The sequence below is a fragment of the Ornithinibacillus massiliensis genome, from assembly GCF_018310345.1.
GTDB classification, from domain to species: domain Bacteria; phylum Bacillota; class Bacilli; order Bacillales; family Amphibacillaceae; genus Ornithinibacillus; species Ornithinibacillus massiliensis.
The window spans coordinates 141580-157683 of record NZ_JAGXBY010000001.1 but is presented as its reverse complement, the minus strand read 5'-3'; the positions used below and the strand labels follow the sequence as shown (position 1 = coordinate 157683).

The 16104-nt window shown below is 35.2% G+C and carries 15 protein-coding genes; 4 read left to right on the top strand and 11 right to left on the bottom strand.

Going from position 1 to position 16104, the window contains the following annotated elements; translation table 11 throughout:
• Window positions 1-73: 73 nt before the first annotated feature.
• From KGF86_RS00815 to KGF86_RS00795, 5 genes are read right to left on the bottom strand one after another with little or no spacing between them, the layout of a single operon-like run.
• Window positions 74-1228 carry a GIY-YIG nuclease family protein gene (locus tag KGF86_RS00815; protein ID WP_211740848.1) on the bottom strand — a complete coding sequence of 385 codons (1155 nt, stop codon included), beginning with the start codon at window positions 1226-1228 and terminating at the stop codon, window positions 74-76.
• On the bottom strand, window positions 1221-3146 hold the full coding sequence (locus KGF86_RS00810) for a DEAD/DEAH box helicase (RefSeq protein WP_211740847.1): 1926 nt from the start codon (window positions 3144-3146) through the stop codon (window positions 1221-1223). Before KGF86_RS00810 ends, KGF86_RS00815 begins: the two co-directional genes overlap by 8 nt.
• Entirely contained in the window at window positions 3143-5905 is a 2763-nt protein-coding gene (locus tag KGF86_RS00805) for a class I SAM-dependent DNA methyltransferase (protein ID WP_211740846.1), read from the bottom strand. The genes KGF86_RS00810 and KGF86_RS00805 overlap by 4 nt, the downstream gene beginning before the upstream one ends.
• Window positions 5906-5921: 16 nt before the next feature.
• On the bottom strand, window positions 5922-6203 hold the full coding sequence (locus KGF86_RS00800) for a hypothetical protein (RefSeq protein WP_211740845.1): 282 nt from the start codon (window positions 6201-6203) through the stop codon (window positions 5922-5924).
• A gap of 44 nt (window positions 6204-6247) precedes the next feature.
• Window positions 6248-6484, bottom strand: a complete 237-nt coding sequence (locus tag KGF86_RS00795) for a TIGR04540 family protein (RefSeq protein ID WP_190279525.1) — start codon at window positions 6482-6484, stop codon at window positions 6248-6250.
• Window positions 6485-6806: 322 nt separating this feature from the next.
• Here KGF86_RS00795 and KGF86_RS00790 point away from each other — a divergent pair, with 322 nt between their 5' ends.
• Both KGF86_RS00790 and KGF86_RS00785 read left to right on the top strand, forming a co-directional pair.
• The gene (locus KGF86_RS00790; protein WP_211740843.1) at window positions 6807-7067 is read left to right on the top strand and encodes a hypothetical protein; all 261 of its coding nucleotides are present in this window, start codon (window positions 6807-6809) and stop codon (window positions 7065-7067) included.
• Window positions 7046-7390, top strand: coding sequence for a hypothetical protein (locus tag KGF86_RS00785; protein WP_211740842.1), 345 nt, complete (start codon window positions 7046-7048; stop codon window positions 7388-7390). The genes KGF86_RS00790 and KGF86_RS00785 overlap by 22 nt, the downstream gene beginning before the upstream one ends.
• Window positions 7391-7446: 56 nt before the next feature.
• Here the strand turns inward: KGF86_RS00785 and KGF86_RS00780 are convergent, their stop codons facing one another.
• On the bottom strand, window positions 7447-9192 hold the full coding sequence (locus tag KGF86_RS00780; RefSeq protein WP_211740841.1) for a hypothetical protein: 1746 nt from the start codon (window positions 9190-9192) through the stop codon (window positions 7447-7449).
• A gap of 62 nt (window positions 9193-9254) precedes the next feature.
• Window positions 9255-9734 carry a 23S rRNA (pseudouridine(1915)-N(3))-methyltransferase RlmH gene (gene rlmH, locus KGF86_RS00775; RefSeq protein WP_211741194.1) on the bottom strand — a complete coding sequence of 160 codons (480 nt, stop codon included), beginning with the start codon at window positions 9732-9734 and terminating at the stop codon, window positions 9255-9257.
• 208 nt (window positions 9735-9942) lie between these two features.
• Between rlmH and KGF86_RS00770 the strand changes: the two genes are divergently transcribed.
• Window positions 9943-10731: a DUF2935 domain-containing protein gene (locus tag KGF86_RS00770; RefSeq protein WP_211740840.1), complete on the top strand. Its 789-nt coding sequence runs from the start codon at window positions 9943-9945 to the stop codon at window positions 10729-10731.
• A 198-nt stretch (window positions 10732-10929) separates the two neighbouring features.
• Here the strand turns inward: KGF86_RS00770 and KGF86_RS00765 are convergent, their stop codons facing one another.
• From KGF86_RS00765 to KGF86_RS00750, 4 genes are all read right to left on the bottom strand, one after another.
• Window positions 10930-12327 carry a DUF1565 domain-containing protein gene (locus KGF86_RS00765; RefSeq protein ID WP_211740839.1) on the bottom strand — a complete coding sequence of 466 codons (1398 nt, stop codon included), beginning with the start codon at window positions 12325-12327 and terminating at the stop codon, window positions 10930-10932.
• Window positions 12328-12513: 186 nt separating this feature from the next.
• Window positions 12514-13479, bottom strand: a complete 966-nt coding sequence (locus KGF86_RS00760) for a DUF4097 family beta strand repeat-containing protein (RefSeq protein ID WP_211740838.1) — start codon at window positions 13477-13479, stop codon at window positions 12514-12516.
• Window positions 13480-14079, bottom strand: a complete 600-nt coding sequence (locus KGF86_RS00755; protein WP_211740837.1) for a DUF1700 domain-containing protein — start codon at window positions 14077-14079, stop codon at window positions 13480-13482.
• Entirely contained in the window at window positions 14072-14392 is a 321-nt protein-coding gene (locus KGF86_RS00750; RefSeq protein ID WP_186871171.1) for a PadR family transcriptional regulator, read from the bottom strand. The genes KGF86_RS00755 and KGF86_RS00750 overlap by 8 nt, the downstream gene beginning before the upstream one ends.
• Before the next feature lie 500 nt (window positions 14393-14892).
• Between KGF86_RS00750 and KGF86_RS19545 the strand changes: the two genes are divergently transcribed.
• The gene (locus KGF86_RS19545) at window positions 14893-16077 is read left to right on the top strand and encodes a polysaccharide deacetylase family protein (RefSeq protein WP_211740836.1); all 1185 of its coding nucleotides are present in this window, start codon (window positions 14893-14895) and stop codon (window positions 16075-16077) included.
• Window positions 16078-16104: the final 27 nt, after the last annotated feature.

Here is a 16104-nt window from a genome sequence, read left to right as displayed (position 1 = left end):
AGTATAGTGTCAAAACTAATCGATTCATTGGTGTTTATTACAATAATTCTTTAACAACTATCCTAATTTAAAGTTAAATATTCAATTTCACAATAATATCATTTATATTTTCTTCAATTTCATCCAAAGAAACTATATACCACTCTTGCGGATTTTCAATTTTACCATTTGCTGTTGGAACAGAGATTTGTAATTGCTTATCTGCAAATCTATGATGTATTACTGTTTCCAACTTTCGGCCACTAAAGTTTTGAACTTCCCATGTCGCAACAATTTTCACAGGTGCATAAAGATAAGTGGCTTCATTTTCAGCATTACTAATACGTTCTTCTACACTCCCACTAGCAAAACCAATCTTATAAAGATTTTGATACTTTGATATTTCAGGATTCGAGCTAAGTGATTTTACTACATAAATATAGCCAGTAGTCAGATATTCAGCAGCTCTTTCTTCAACAGTAGTTTCTCCCATAACATCACTCATTACTTCGGTTACCATTCTACCATGTCGAGTATTATCAAAGAGATTGGATGCAAACGATCTCAGTAAAATTCCTTTATTTTCAGTTCCATTTTCATAAATAAGATGTAGCTTTGCGTTACGATAACCATTTTTATCTATATAATAGTCACCCATTGATAGAACATATAACAGAATCCCATTATCTATATAAAATTTCCCCGGTTTAATGTTTTTTTCAGTGTCAACAGGTATTATTTTACGAGTGCCATTTGCAACTTCTTTTTGAACAAGTTTAAATAGAGGTTCATATCGTTCAAAATGGCTAGCTCGTTTCCTAACACTGTATTTGTCAGCTACATTAATTGTTCTCTTATATCTCGACAAATCAAGTAGTGAATCAACTTTGTCTTTTTTCTCAAAAAGTGTATCATCATTAAGAATATCATCAAGAGATTCAGGATTTTTTATCGAATTTTCTAAAACTGTATTTTTACTATCAAACAAGTTTAGTTCATCTATCTTAGCTAGCTTCTTTATCATTTCTGGCTTATCCCGATAGCCCTTTAGTCTGGAATATAATTTTCTTTCAGTCATATTACGAGACTTTTCGGGTTCTTTTCCATCGTTATTTTTTATCCAATCAATAATCTCTTGAAACTTTTCAAAATCCGGGTCAATTCGCTTCACTTCCTTTTTAGGAGATTCAGCTATTAGTTCATCAAAAATTGGATCCGAAAAAATATCATCAAGAGTACGCTTATCCATTCTGTCTCTCTCTCCTTAATTGTTCTAAACGTAATAAAGCATACGCTAATCTTTGCTCGTATTGGTTTGAACTAGACTTATCTGGAATTCTTCCATTTTCACTTTTAAATTGAACAATTTGAGGATACAACATAATTAATTCATCTTCAGAAAAGGTAAATTTTATACCATCCATATAATCTTGAATAAATCGTAATGTTGGTGCATCTATTTCTTTTGAAATAACCTCATAAGCGCGTTGGAAAGGATTCACTTCATCAATTAAATCAATGGCAATATCATCAATATTGATAAATTTATTAGCCATTTTTAGGAATTGATTCCCGCCAGTTCCTTCTTCACGCTCAGCAGATTGAATAACAGATTGTGCAACTAAGTGCTGACGTACCTCCTCAGTCTCATCATTTGATAAATCAGGGTAGGTATTCATTATGACACGAGGTATAAGTTGTTTATTAATTACTTTCGCCTCCACACCAGCAGCAATAGCTTGCTGAATTTGACTATCTTGTAAGACAGTGGCTTTCAAATCATTCAAATCGTTTTGAATAATATCTTTTGAACGATTAGTACTTGGCTCTTTTAACCCTTTGATAAAAATATCTGTTCCGTTTGATTTTTGATCATCATTATCCTTACGCTTAAATTTAAAGTTTGGAGCCAATACAGATTCCATCAAAAGGCTCGCAGTTATTGCCTTCATGACATTATTAACCGCAAACATGACCTCATCATCCTGAGCATCTGGTTGAGCAATTAAATTGGTAAATTGTGCATGAGTTTTATTTGAACTATCACGAGTCACGCGACCAATAATTTGCACAATTTCAGTTAACGAATTACGATATCCGATTGTTAAAGCATATTCTGCAAAAGGCCAGTCAAATCCCTCTTTTGCCATACCAAGTGCAATAATAATATCTAAGTCATCGAGTTTAGACATATTTCTGATATATTCTTGAACCTTTTCACGACCATCCTCATTAACTAAATCAGCAATTTTTAATACTCGTCCTGTTTCTTCAGTTACTAGCCAAAGTCCTGTATTTTCATCAAATTTTGCTTCACCTAATTCTTCTAAAATACGATCAACTTCATCGTATTTATCTTTAGTTGATTCACCTGAATTAACATTTGGAATATGAATAATTGTTTTCTTTGAAGTATCTAAAACCTCTGAAAGTGCATCTGTATAACGACCTCTATAGAAGCTATAGCCCATTGCGAAACTTTTTAAATACTTGTAACCCTCAAGTTGTTCGTAATAAGTGTAAGTTACCTTATCAAACTTTTGCTCATCAGCTGGTTCAAGAATCGGGATTGAATCACCGCGAAAGTAAGATCCAGTCATAGCGACGATATGGGCAGAAGAATTACCCATAATATTACGCAATGCATTACCAAGGACAGAATTATCATCTTGTGATACATGATGAAATTCATCAATGGCAAGTAAAACATTGTTAAAGTCCGATTCATTCAAATTTTCAAAAGCAAAACGTAATGTTGCATGAGTACACACCATGATATTATCTTCTGAGTCTGTAGAACGAATAAAATCAACAAACTGTGACACTTTACTTTTACTCGACCCACGATCCGTGAGATTATTTTTGGGATTAATAACCCAATCCGTAAAGAAGCCGAATTTTGCTAACGCTGTGGTTTGAAAAGATTTTCCAATTGAACGTTCTGGAACCGCTATAATTACTTTTTTTATATCTTGATTTGTAAGCTTATCCAAAGCTACAAACATTAATGCGCGTGACTTACCTGAAGCAGGAGGAGCTTTAACTAATAGATATTGTGATGCACGTTTCTCATATACACGCGCCTGCATCTCGCGCATACCTAATTCATTTATATTTTGGCTTTTTCCCGTACCACTATAATTAATTTCAAAAATGTTAGATGTCATTTTTTATCCTCACTTACCATTTCTTGATAAAGTTTTAACAATACACTCAAACGTTCCTCATCAGATTTGAATGGTTCTTGCTTATAAGCACGCTCCACGATTCCATCAATTTTTTCGTGTGCTTCTCGTAATCTTGCGTTCATTGGTTTATTCGCCCCTCCATAAAGTTCAGCAAGAGTACCTCCTTCTTCTTCACGGACATCCAGCATGTCTAATACGGCTTCTTCAAGGGTATTTTTGCGATTTGTTGAGAGCTTTGGAATTGGAAAAGTATTGTAAACCATCCCTGCAGAGTAACGATACCGTGTTTCCAATTTACCACCAACTGCCCGAAGCCAAATCATATGCATGCGAGACACTAAGATTCCAAGAAGCCATATTGGAGCGTCATAGATTGCTCTAGCACCCGCAGATGGCATTGTTTCCCTTCCAACAAACCCCATAGGGGTATAATCTCTATTTTCTGAAGAGGTATAAGGTACAATTAGAGTCTGTGCTGATGTCGGGTGTGTATCCCTAAACTTCCACGGCTTGTTTGCAAGATTATTTAAAGTCTTATCCTTAGCTTTGAGCCTTTTTTCTCGTACAATTTCCAAACGCTTTTGTACCAAAGGAATATCTTTTATAACCTCATAATCTTCTTTACTTAAAAATAAAGCATATCTAATTTCTTCGTTAATATATTCATTACCGCCAATATACTTAACGAAATAATTTTTCAACTCTGGATGTTCATTTAATGCCTGTTCATATTCATTTTTATCAAAGAGCAATCCTCCATAACTTCTATCATTATTTCCGTCTCTCATTTTTGGGAGATTTGATATACTTTTGTTACTACTACTAATAATTATATTTTCTCCCTCAGTTAAATATGGGTTAATATTTACGGCCTTTTTTATAGTACCGTCATCAAAATAAAGAAACTTTTCTTCTAGTGAAACATTCCTCAGTCCAATAATAGCAACGGTAACTCCAGCATTGTTTTTAGCAGAATTAGACCATTTAAAGCTCGGATGTGCAAAATATATTTCTACATTTAATTTCCAAATTAGCGGCCAAAGCATCTCTATTTGATTCCCCTGATTAATTGAATTTGTGGTTACAAAAGCAAGCTTAGCCTTTGAATCTTTAATGAATGAAGCCCCTTTGAAAAACCAACCTGAAATATAGTCTAACCTCTTGTAATTATTAGAAATTTCACCAAAAATACTTACTAAATCACTCTTTTGATTAGAATCTTGTTGACTTGAACCTATATACGGTGGATTACCCATAATATAAACTTCTTCATTCACTTCATGCGGGACAATCTCACGCCAATCTAAACGTAAAGCATTACCGTGAACAATATTCCCCGATTCTTGGAGTGGAAGAATTCGTGGTTGATAATCTGCTAATGATTCAATCATTTCAACATTCATTTGATGTTCAGCAATATAAAGAGAAAGTTTAGCCACCTCATGTGCGAAATCATCGACCTCAATGCCCGAAAATTGATTCAGTTTAATCTTAGATTGCTTGAGAAATTCTCCTTGATAAACATTCTTTTCCTTTAAAGCGTCCTGGATTTCACGGATTTTAACAAGGATTTGAATTTCAAGTCTTCGTAGTTCTTTGTATGCAATAATCAAAAAGTTACCAGATCCACAGGCGGGGTCTAAGAATTTAATTTCACTCATTCGCTCTAGCAAACTATTCAAGGCTTTAATAATGTTTCTTTGTTGTTCTCGTCTTTGTTTTTCAGTGATTTCACGTTCTAAATAATCATCTGCACGATCAGAAAGTCTTTGGTACTCAGCTTGAAGATTGTCCAAAAATAGGGGTTTAATTACTTTCATGATGTTTGTTACGCTAGTGTAGTGCATGCCTGAGACTTGGCGTTCTTCTTTGTTTGCAACAGTTTGAATCATTGCCCCCAAAATATCCGGATTGATTTCATTCCAGTTAAGCAATTCACCTGCTTCGATAAGTAGTTTTCGGGTTAAAGTGCTGAAATTTAAGTCATGATGCGGTTCTTTGAATAGTTTACCATTAACGTATGGGAATTTTCTTAACCATTCAGGGACATCTTGTCTTTGGCTTTCAGGTACATCTAAAATTAAAAATAACTCTTTGATGACTGAATTTAGATTGCTTCCATCGGTCTTAGTTCTTGTTTTAAGGACGTTAGTAAAAGAGCCCTTAGCTATAATTTCTGTATCTTCACAGAAGTATAAGAAAAGTGAACGAATTAGAAAAAGGTTAAAAGATTTGCCGTCAGCTTCCTTTTTTGCAAGCTCTGTATTGATTTTAACCAATTCATCATAAAGTTTTGTGAAACGCTCAGCAGCTTTAATATCTGCTGGGTTTTCTTTTTGGTAATCTACTTTCTCAATCCCATTCCATGCAAGGAAAAACTCTGCATTAGTTGGTAAATCTTCAAAGTTAATGGCAAGTGAATCGTTTGTTTTTGTATCTTTTGCATAAAGCATTTCAAAATCAGTTGTGATAATATAGCGAGGCTTTTGATTTTGAGATACAATTTCCTGCTCTATTTCATCAATAGCTTGTAGTGGATTATTTTCAACTTTACGATAACGAACTTTATTTCGTATCAAAAAATCTCCTTCGCTCGATTTTGCACGTGTAATACTAGTTTTAGGAATATCAAAAAGCCCTAAAAACTCTTCAATAAATGTCTCTTCATTTAAATTTTCAACTAATTGTTTAACTCTATCTTCAATTTCTGTGATAGGTAATAAATATTTCTTTGACATATGAATTTCAGTCCTTTTATTTAGTTAATATTGATCCAAGTGCTATCATATTATGTGTTTTACCGCCACCCATTGACTGAGAAAGCTTTACAACAACCATCGATCCTTTTCTGTGGAAACGTTTAAAGGCAGTATCCATTAATGCCTTCATTCCTTGGGTAGGGAAGTTTTCATCAAAAAATCTTCTTGGATCTATGTTGTTTTCTATTAAATCAGTCAAATCTAATACATTGTCTCTTTTTGTTTCATCAAACACACTTCCACGTGGTTTACAATACTCCAACAAAGTTTTCTCCATTTTCCCTCCATGAATTCAAAAAATAATGTAATTATAAATCTAGACTATAAATCAATAATTCTAGCGACAATTTCAAGACGACGCTTACCACATACTTGCTTTACTGTCGTAGTAAACGACTTTTTCTTTAAAACTAGCGATTCATTATTGGCAACAATTGTTTCAATCATTTTAATCATTTCCTGTTCGTTAATAACCTTTTCCCAATACTGATCAATAACTGCATTGATTACAGATGAAACTTCCTTTTGATTTCTACAAAATGTATTAATATAGATCACCTTCAAATCATGTCTTGTATTTTTCTTATTATTTTTTAGTAAAATTCTTATTAAATTATATCCTTAATTAATTGTAAATAAAAGAATAGATGTAAAATTACCTATGATTTCTTCCCTAATAAATAAAAGTTACATATAAGAAGGGAATTTCATACATATTTTCCCTCAGCACCACAGTTAAATAAACAAAGGGGGTACCATCCGTTTCACGCCCCACCCCTTTATATAAACCGTTGTTTATCCATTTGGATAGATAACGGTTTTTTGCGTTACAGAGACGACATGCGTGGTGAGAGGAGCCACTATGAAAGGAGGAATGAAGATGAACAACTCATTGGTCAAGATTCTAATTGAAGCTAAGAAGCTAAACAAATGGATCCCTGCAAAGTTTTTAGTGAAGTATGACATTCAAAAGGTTAATCTATCAAAACTCGAGGATGATGGACTCATTCTGACTATGAAAAGTAAGTCAGATGGAATGGTATTGAAGTTAACACTCAAGTTATCACCACTTCAACAGCTAATTAGGATTATCCAATATCATTTAGGAGGAATTTTATTATGCAGAAGAACTTATGGCTGAATCATGAATTGATTAATGGGAAAGGAGTTTCTATCCCAGAGATTAAAACAATCTATCAATCTTTATTAAATGAAAATGAAAAAATTATTGATGAGATAGTTGATTCCATTGAATGCAATGACTACTTCAGACTATCTCATTTACTAGATAGTAGAAATAAGATCCAAACAGTGCTAAAGGAAGTCGAGGCATTACATGAAGACAATTTGAAAAACTATGTTTCTACTAAAGGGCGAGTTTCTTATGCATTAACAAATGCTGCTGAATCACTGGAGATAAAGGTTGTGAAGACACTTTATCTCAGATTAAAGGCTCGAATTTAATGCTTATAGTAAAAATGTATCTTCGTGTCATGTCTAAATGTATCTAAATTGTAATTTTATAAGATTTTATCGCAATAATTTAGTAAGTCTTTAAAAGAACATATAGTAACTTCATTTTCCTCATCATAACTACCATCTAAAAAGTGAGGGAATTTATGAGTTAAAAAAATTTTAACTTCTGAAAATTCACCACCTAAAACATCTTGCATAAGAGATTTATTTTGTTGAATAACTTTCTTTAACATATTTAGACTCCTTAAGTGAGATTGAGTATTTTTTACACTTTTGCTTATATCGTTCAAACTTTTATGCAAATCCTTATTTTTCAATTCAATAAGATACAATTTATTATTCTTTATGAAATACCCATCTATTTCTTGAGGTAACCCTTTCTTATTCTCGAATAAGTGCTTACATTCCGAATTCTTATTAAATTCAAAGTTAATATCTCCTGGAATATTTGAGTTCTCTAATTTATTTTTCAAGTCAATTAAATTCAATTCATTAAAATCCTCTTTAACTAAATTAACCAATTTCTTATCTAATTTATTTCGAATTTCATTTTTAAGTATTCTATATCTAAAGTAAGAGGAGGATTCACTTAAAATAAAATACGAAATTAGGTAGTAATTAGATATTTTTATTAATGGTGTTCTAAACAGTCTGTTATCATTGCTAAAAGCTTGCGTATAAATATCTTTTTCATTAATTGGAATTAAAGACAAATCTTCTAACATATTTTTTATGGCTTGTTCTGGTTGATTTGTTTTTGAAAATATATCAAAAATTAATGCTTTATCTTCAATTAATGTCGAGAACGTTCTTGTTTCAAGAAATTTCTCTTCAAACTTAAACAAATATTCTTCCAAAAGAAACGGTGAATATCCCCTTTTCTTTTCAAACTCTCTATATATATTATTAATTTTTTCGCTTTGGAGATTAATTATATTTTCATTATCTAAATTAAAGTAACTATTAAGTTTTTCATTCAATGGGCCATTTAAATATATTTGATTGTTTTCTATATTAATAGTACCTTTTGATTTATATATAAAGGAAATATTTCTTAATAACTGTTCTGTAGAAATTAGTAATCTAGTGATTTTTAGAATCCCTTCAATATCAGCTATCTCGTCATCGATATTTTGAAATTCTACAGAGCTATTTAAGATAAAATGAATTAAATATTCATAAGATTTTTTCTCACTTCCCAGGAAATTATTAACTAAGACACTATTAAACTTATAAATCGCATTAAACGTTTCAGAAATTAAGTTAATATAATTTTTATCAATCTCACCTGTTGGCTTCCAATAACGAGATTGTGCCGAAATATAACTAATAACACTAGCATTAGTATAGAAAACCTTCAATAAGTGCTCTCTAGAATATTTTGAGATTAAGTTTCTAAGCTCGACTTTATATTTATTACAAAGGCTCTTTAAAATAACATATATATTTTCCTTAATACCACAATCTATATTTTTAGGAATAAATAAAGACTCAATCATTTGAGACTCTATTAAATTGATTTCAGTTTGTATATCTAATACGTCAACTTTCACTATACAGTTGACGTATTTTTGTGCTATATATGAAACTGAATTAATTAAGGAAGGGTTCTCTGTTGCAAGGTAAAGTGAATTTGAATATAGATAATCCAAATATTTTTGTGCACTGCATTCTAATAATGAATTATGAGTCTTATAATCCTTTTTATCTATTGACCATTTAACAGCATCGGTTTGAATCCTCTCCAGTGAAATAGAAAATTGCATATTTATCATCTTACCTCCATTCATTTAAACTCCCAGAATTAATACTTTAATCATAATCAATCTTTGTATCTAAGAAAAAACCCCATTCACTTATGATAAGGCTCCCCCCTAATAATCCTAAACCCCCGATAAACCTGTTCAAGTAGAACCAACCGCATCAACTGATGAGGAAACGTCATCTTCGAAAAGGACAGCGCATAATCACTCCGCTTCTGCACCGCCTCACTAATCCCAAGTGACCCACCAATCAAAAACGCAATCTTACTCTTCCCATAAGTAGCTAGCTGATCCATCTTATCCGCCAGTTGTTCCGAGCTGATCATCTTGCCATTAATCTCCAATGTAATCACATACGTATCCTGCTGCACATGGGAAAGAATCCGTTCGCCTTCCTTGCGCTTCACTTCTTCCATTTCCGCTTCGCTCATATTCTCAGGCGCCTTCTCATCCGCTACCTCCACAATATCCACCTTGGCATAGGCAGACAATCGCTTCATATACTCCGCGATACCTTGCTTTAAATACTTCTCTTTTAATTTTCCAACCGATATAATTGTTATTTTCATTAATTTCCCGTCCTTTTCGCGTGCTGTCTTCATTAGTGTATCAAATCCAGCCTGTTTTCACACTTCTCGACCTGTCTTCTAAATGGTGTATTTAATTTCCCATACCCTACATGGGATTGATTCGTAAATGCTTCGTTAATATTTAGTTAATAATCCCCCCACATAGCGAATACAATGAAATGGATGAAGAAAAAGGGGGTGAGGTCATTTGAAGAATTATTTAGAGAGTGCTTCATTCGAGCATCGATTTTGGCTGAGGGTACTACATGATCATGCACGGTTTATACATGATTCACTCTATCCTTCAGAGGAGAAGGACATTGTGCAAGCAAAAGAGTTTATGGATACATACGAAGCCTTATTGGAACAGACAGAACAGCTATCCAACCATAATGTTATCGCCTTTACAATGGAAGCAGAGACGATTACAAAGAAAATGAGGGAGTTTAAGCTTTCCATCATCAAAAGGCATTTAACTGGGGACATTGGCATTCATCTGTCACCAACCTTTATCAACCATATGGTGAATGAATTAGATGAATATGTTTTAGTAATAAGCTATTTAAAGGAGGGCAAACCTGCTCCTATCTTTCATGAATTACACCACCACTTAATCTGGCTAGCCGATGCCTCGGGCCATGCTGGTGCGATTAATGATGAGCTAGATGGTGTGGAGAAGCGCTTAAAGGAAAAGAGTCAGGAGTTTGCGAAGCACTTTGAACAATTCTATTTAAAAGCTGTTGAACTAACTGGTTATTTGCGGGCGAATATCACAACCTTTCCAGCCTTGAAAAGATTTAATAATGATGTAGAGGTGGAGATCAACCTATTCCGCACATTTCTTCATGAAGTGGAGGAAATGGAATTATCTGATACAGTATTAAGTACCTTCTCTGCACTGATGGCAGATCATATGTATAGAGAAGAATGCTATTATTTGAATAAACTAGCTGAATCTACTAATAATCCCCCTCCCGATTGTGATCCTACTAAATAACAAAATGAAAGTAGGAGAATCTCCAGTAGGCCAGATTCTCCTTTCCATTTCACGATAGTAATGATAGTGCTCCTTGGATATAATCCCTAATTGCTATGCTCGGGTAGGCTCCAATAAAAGCACCGGGCTTATAACAAATTAATTAGATTAATAGCCGTACAAATCTATAAAAATTAGGTCATGACCATACCTAGGACATTACTCAACAATTTCTCTAGCGGGGGAATCCTCCTTTAATCGGAAATCATAACTATCTGAATCGACATAGCCTGGATCGATGTAACTCGTTTCCTTATCACTAGTAGAAGCTTCTTTGAAGGCCGCGAATGAATGGTATTCTTCATCTTTCCAAATCCATATCCCATCTTCTCCTGTCTCCTTATGAAACACATTATGGCTTAGCTCGTTCTTTTCATTGGTGGTGAAATAATTTACGATAAATTGACGATTAGGGCCTGCTGTTAGTATATTTTTCTCAATCGTATTGTCTCTTACATCATGCTGGATCATTAACTGTCCACCGTCAAGCCCTTTTGTATCATTTCGATATATTATATTACCTGATATTTGGGAATGGATCGTCCCGCCGCGTTCTTCATCATACCCGCCTATTGATATACCGGTGTAGTGGTTTTCATAGATGGTATTGTTTAGTATCTCGATGTTCTCCGCATATTTCCCTTTATGCTCGGAGGTAGCTTCAATTCCGATGTCACTATGGTAAATGGTATTCTCCTTAATCGTTATATCTTTTCCACCATCAACATAAATCCCGCCAGCACTATACTCTTTGCCATATGCTGGATTTCCATAGGTGGAAATGTCATATACGGTATTATGGGAGACAACTCCATTACGTACATAGTCCGCTTCTTTATCCGAGGAGACACCTTCATAGCCAATTAGATCAATCCCGATATTGTTATTCCTTCGCACTATGTTATGGTCGATTATAAACCCATCAATATTTCCGTTCATAACGAGCGCCTCACTTGCTCCAAGCATAAGGTCCTCTACCGTATTGTTTGTAATCGTGATATCTTTCATGGCGCCTTCTCCATATACCGCAATACCGTGACCATTCCCATCATCTGCATGGGTTTCAATATGCCTTACATGATTATGGTCTAGTGTTATATGACTGCTTGAGCCTATCACAAATATCCCTATAACGGTCTCATCTGATAAATCAGTCGTTAAATCCTGGATGACTAAGCCACTAATCGTCACATAGTGTTTATTGTCTATCGAAATGATGGAAGTATCCCCTTCCTCACTTGTAAGATTTTCTCCACTCAAAATTACCTTTTCGTTTTGATAAGGTTGGAAGATAATCTCTTTTGACTTCGTACCACTATGCTGAACAATGAGCTGCTCCCGATAGATTCCCTCACGTATATGGACCGTTGTCCCCGCCTTCGCTACGGATGCAGCCTTCTTCAGTGTACGAAAAGGCTTTGATTTTGATCCATCATACTCGTCATTTCCATCTTGTGCCACATAAATATCCTGCTGCTGTTCCTTGTTAGGATGCCATACTATTAGAACAACAAGGATAGCTGCAGTAGTAAGGAAGAAAAATGTAATTTTATTCACTTTTTGCTCCTGGTTATTATTTATTATCCTATAATACTTGTAATTTCCTAATACTATTTACCTTTTACTCTTTCTATAAGTGTACTCAACGTGATTTTCCCCCTAAAGGATAAGAATAGCCTAAGGCACTCACTTTGCGATGTACGAAAAAGTCTGAGCCATAGGCTGTTGTCAAAGTTCTAGCATCTAGTTTCCTTTAAATATAACGTCTATATCACCATCTGTTGAGCTAACTTCCAATTTATTATCCGTTTCAACAGATTGGGATGCTTTTGAATTAAATTCGCTATCATTCACTGAAACCTCGCCAAATGTAGACTCAATGGTATAACTCAGCTCGGATTCTTTATTTTCCAATTGTAAGTTAACACTTCCAAATTTACTTTCAATTATGGTCTCGCCGAGAAGCACTCCGTGAATGCCTATATCCCCATCTACGCTCTCTAATTTAGCCCCATGACTTGTAAAATTTTTGTAGTAAGTGTCACCATACAAATTGTTCACGCTCGTATTCATGGCATCAATAGACTCTAAATCTGCAGTACCATCACTCATTTCAACCTTTAATTCCTGTGTGTTCACATTAGAGGCTGTTAAATCGCCGAACTTATTTTCAACTATTAAGCTATTCGATTGAATATCACTTATCACTACATCGCCATCTGTAGATTGAACATTCCAATGTTCTGCTGCTATTCCTTCTATTTGTATACTGCCAAAATCACTAGATATCGTGGCATCTACTAATTCAGCATCCTCCGGTATATAGAGTTTAACGGTTGTTTTATCGATAAAGACACCTAGATTCATACTAAATCGAAACCAAGATTTCGAAGTATCGCTAATGCTAAGCACATCATTTTCTACGGTGTGAGCTATTTCCGTAATCTCCATTCTTTCAATCTCTAATTTGTATTCAGTTGAAGGAATAACCTCTACATCCGCATCAGTAAGATCGATGTTGATAAGCTTAAATTCATTTAATGAGAATTCTTCCTTTAGCCGGTCACTTTCACCTATTGCTTTAAACCCATCACTAGTATGAATTATCGCAAACTTCGTCCCAGCAATAAGGCCTATAGCTGCAAGAAAGATGCCTAATACAATAAATCCGCTCCCAATTATTTTGATGCGATTTTTTGATCTTTTCATTTATCTCGCCTCCTTGCTTCGGTGTGTGATTTTGTCCACTAGCCCTTTTAGTAATTTCACTAAACCAGAGCTAACCTTTTTGGAGAAATATACAATTGGGGAATATAACAGCATTCCTATTCCAAATGCAATTAAACCGAGGCCAATAAAGAATATCGATGTTTGCCAATGCTGAAAGAATACTGCAATCCCAGATATGGTACTGACAAGTCCCGAAATAGGTAACCCAATCACAAAAACAAATAACGTAAGAACCGTCACCCCACATACTAAAATCAAGGTAAGTGCAAAGATAATGACGACAGCTAACAAAGGCAATGCGATTGGTGAAGCTAGTATTGCCAGTATAATGAACCAAATTGCAGAAAAGCTTTTTTTCGTTGAATCATGATCCGTACCTAAGTCTTTCACCGCATAATCAGCTAAAATCTGTGAAGCAACAGTGGACGGGGAGCCCAATCTGGCAATAACAGAGGCTGTATTTTCCTCTCCTGCTTCCTCAAAATATTCTTGATAATAATTGATGGCTTCTTCTATTTCTTGTTTTGGTAGCTTTTTGATTTTCAACCGTAGTTTCTTTAGATACTCGTCTTTACTCATCATTCTTACCTCCTAATAAAACAGAATCAATTTTTTGTTTATATTCCACCCACTCTTGAGTCAATTCTTTATGCTTTTCCATACCGCTTTCTGTGATTCGGTAATATCTGCGGTTTCTGCCTTGGTATGGCTGGTCATAGGTTGTTAAATATTCTTTCTTTTGCAATCTACGCAGTACAGGGTAAAGTGTCGATTCTGATATATCCATAATCTCACGCACCTGCTGAGTAAGAGAATAACCATATGCATCCTCTCTCGCCAATACGGCAAGAACACATGCATCAAGTAATGAGGAACCCAGCTGGAATGACATGGAAACACCTCCATTTTTAATTTATAATATTATACGTCATATAATATACTTTCTGCACATATTATATGACGTATAATATAAGTGTGTCAATAATATTTATGGAAAAAATTTCATGATATGGTAATTAGGAGATTATAATGGCTGAAATACTATGGTTACATGAGGTAGAAGAGTTGCGATCGCTCTAGAATTGTTTGATAAGGAATCGCTATTCACTAATTTTAAGTATCTATCATAACTGTCCCCGCTTTTGTATTTACCCCCAACACACGGTTATCCATTGACATTCATCGACATATATTTACAATGAACTTAGAGAATTCTATATTTCCCTACTGGGATGCCTAGTATCTTAGGCATTTACTAGGCCTTCCTACAGTGACATAACGTCTTACTTCATTTTAAAAGAACCTATGCCGATACAATAGAAGTGCATTTATGAAAAGGAAGGCGCTACATACTGGATTAGGACTAACACTTGATTAGAAAGGGGGATGATCGTGCATCAAGTTAAGCTGCTCCAGTTGATCCGTATTCATAAGCAGGGTGATACACACTATTTACATATCATGCTTCATGCCAACGAGAAGACTACATATTACTGGCAAGTAGACCGGGAGACAGCAATTCGGCTGCAAGCCATTACTGATTTTTCAAAAGGGTACTTCTACCAGCTATCATGGGAAACGACCCATCGTCAAAGTCACATCACCCAGACGTATCGTAACGAAAGCAAGAATTTGGGTTTTATTTGTTCCAAGCGTTATGCAGAACAGCTTACACAGATTCAGCATGCGGAATCTACCGAACAATTGGAGGAGCTAGCCTTTTTATCTCGTAATCTAGCATTTAAACAGGAAACTAGCTTCTCCGGTTCCCGAAAGCAGCGAAAACAAAGCAAACTTCCTTGGCCACTTACTGCTACTTTCATTTTACTACTTGCTATCTTGTCTTCCTTTACTTGCCACGCGATTTTTACCAATGTGAATGCAGACTCAGAAAAACAGGAAGAAACGCCAGAACAGCCTATACAAGAAGAGCCGAAGCCTGAGACCATGCTACCTGGGGATTCGATGACCTCGGAGGGAGAAAGGGCGATTCCTGCAGTCGCATTAAATGCGGAGATTTCCTCGGGGCTTGATGAGGGAATGGTTGCCCTTACGTTCGATGACGGGCCTTCCGACTATTCGAAGCAGATTGTCGATATCTTAATGGAATTCGGCGCTGGTGGGACGTTCTTTTTGATTGGGTCCAATATGGACGAGCATCCGGATAGTGTGGAGTATATCCACGACAATAACTTCTCGATTGGCACCCATTCGGTGAATCATATTAATTTTGCCAACAGCTCTTTAGCAACGCAAAAAGGGGAACTACAGCAATCCATCGAAATGATAGAGGCTGTCACTGGGGAAGCGGTAACCTTATTCCGCCCGCCATATGGCCAAATGAATGAAGATACAAAGCAGCTTTCGCGTGAATTAGGACAACGGATCGTCCTATGGAATAATGACCCCAAGGATTGGGAATCACGTAATGCCAGCAACATCCTCCAACAGGTGAAATCACAAGACGTATCTGGCTCTATTATTCTCCTTCATGAGACCGAAGCAACCGTAGAGGCACTACCGGAGATTATTTCCTATTTACAAGAACATGGCTTACAGCTTGTTTCATTACAATAGATTCAGAAATAAAAGGGAAAGGAGTAC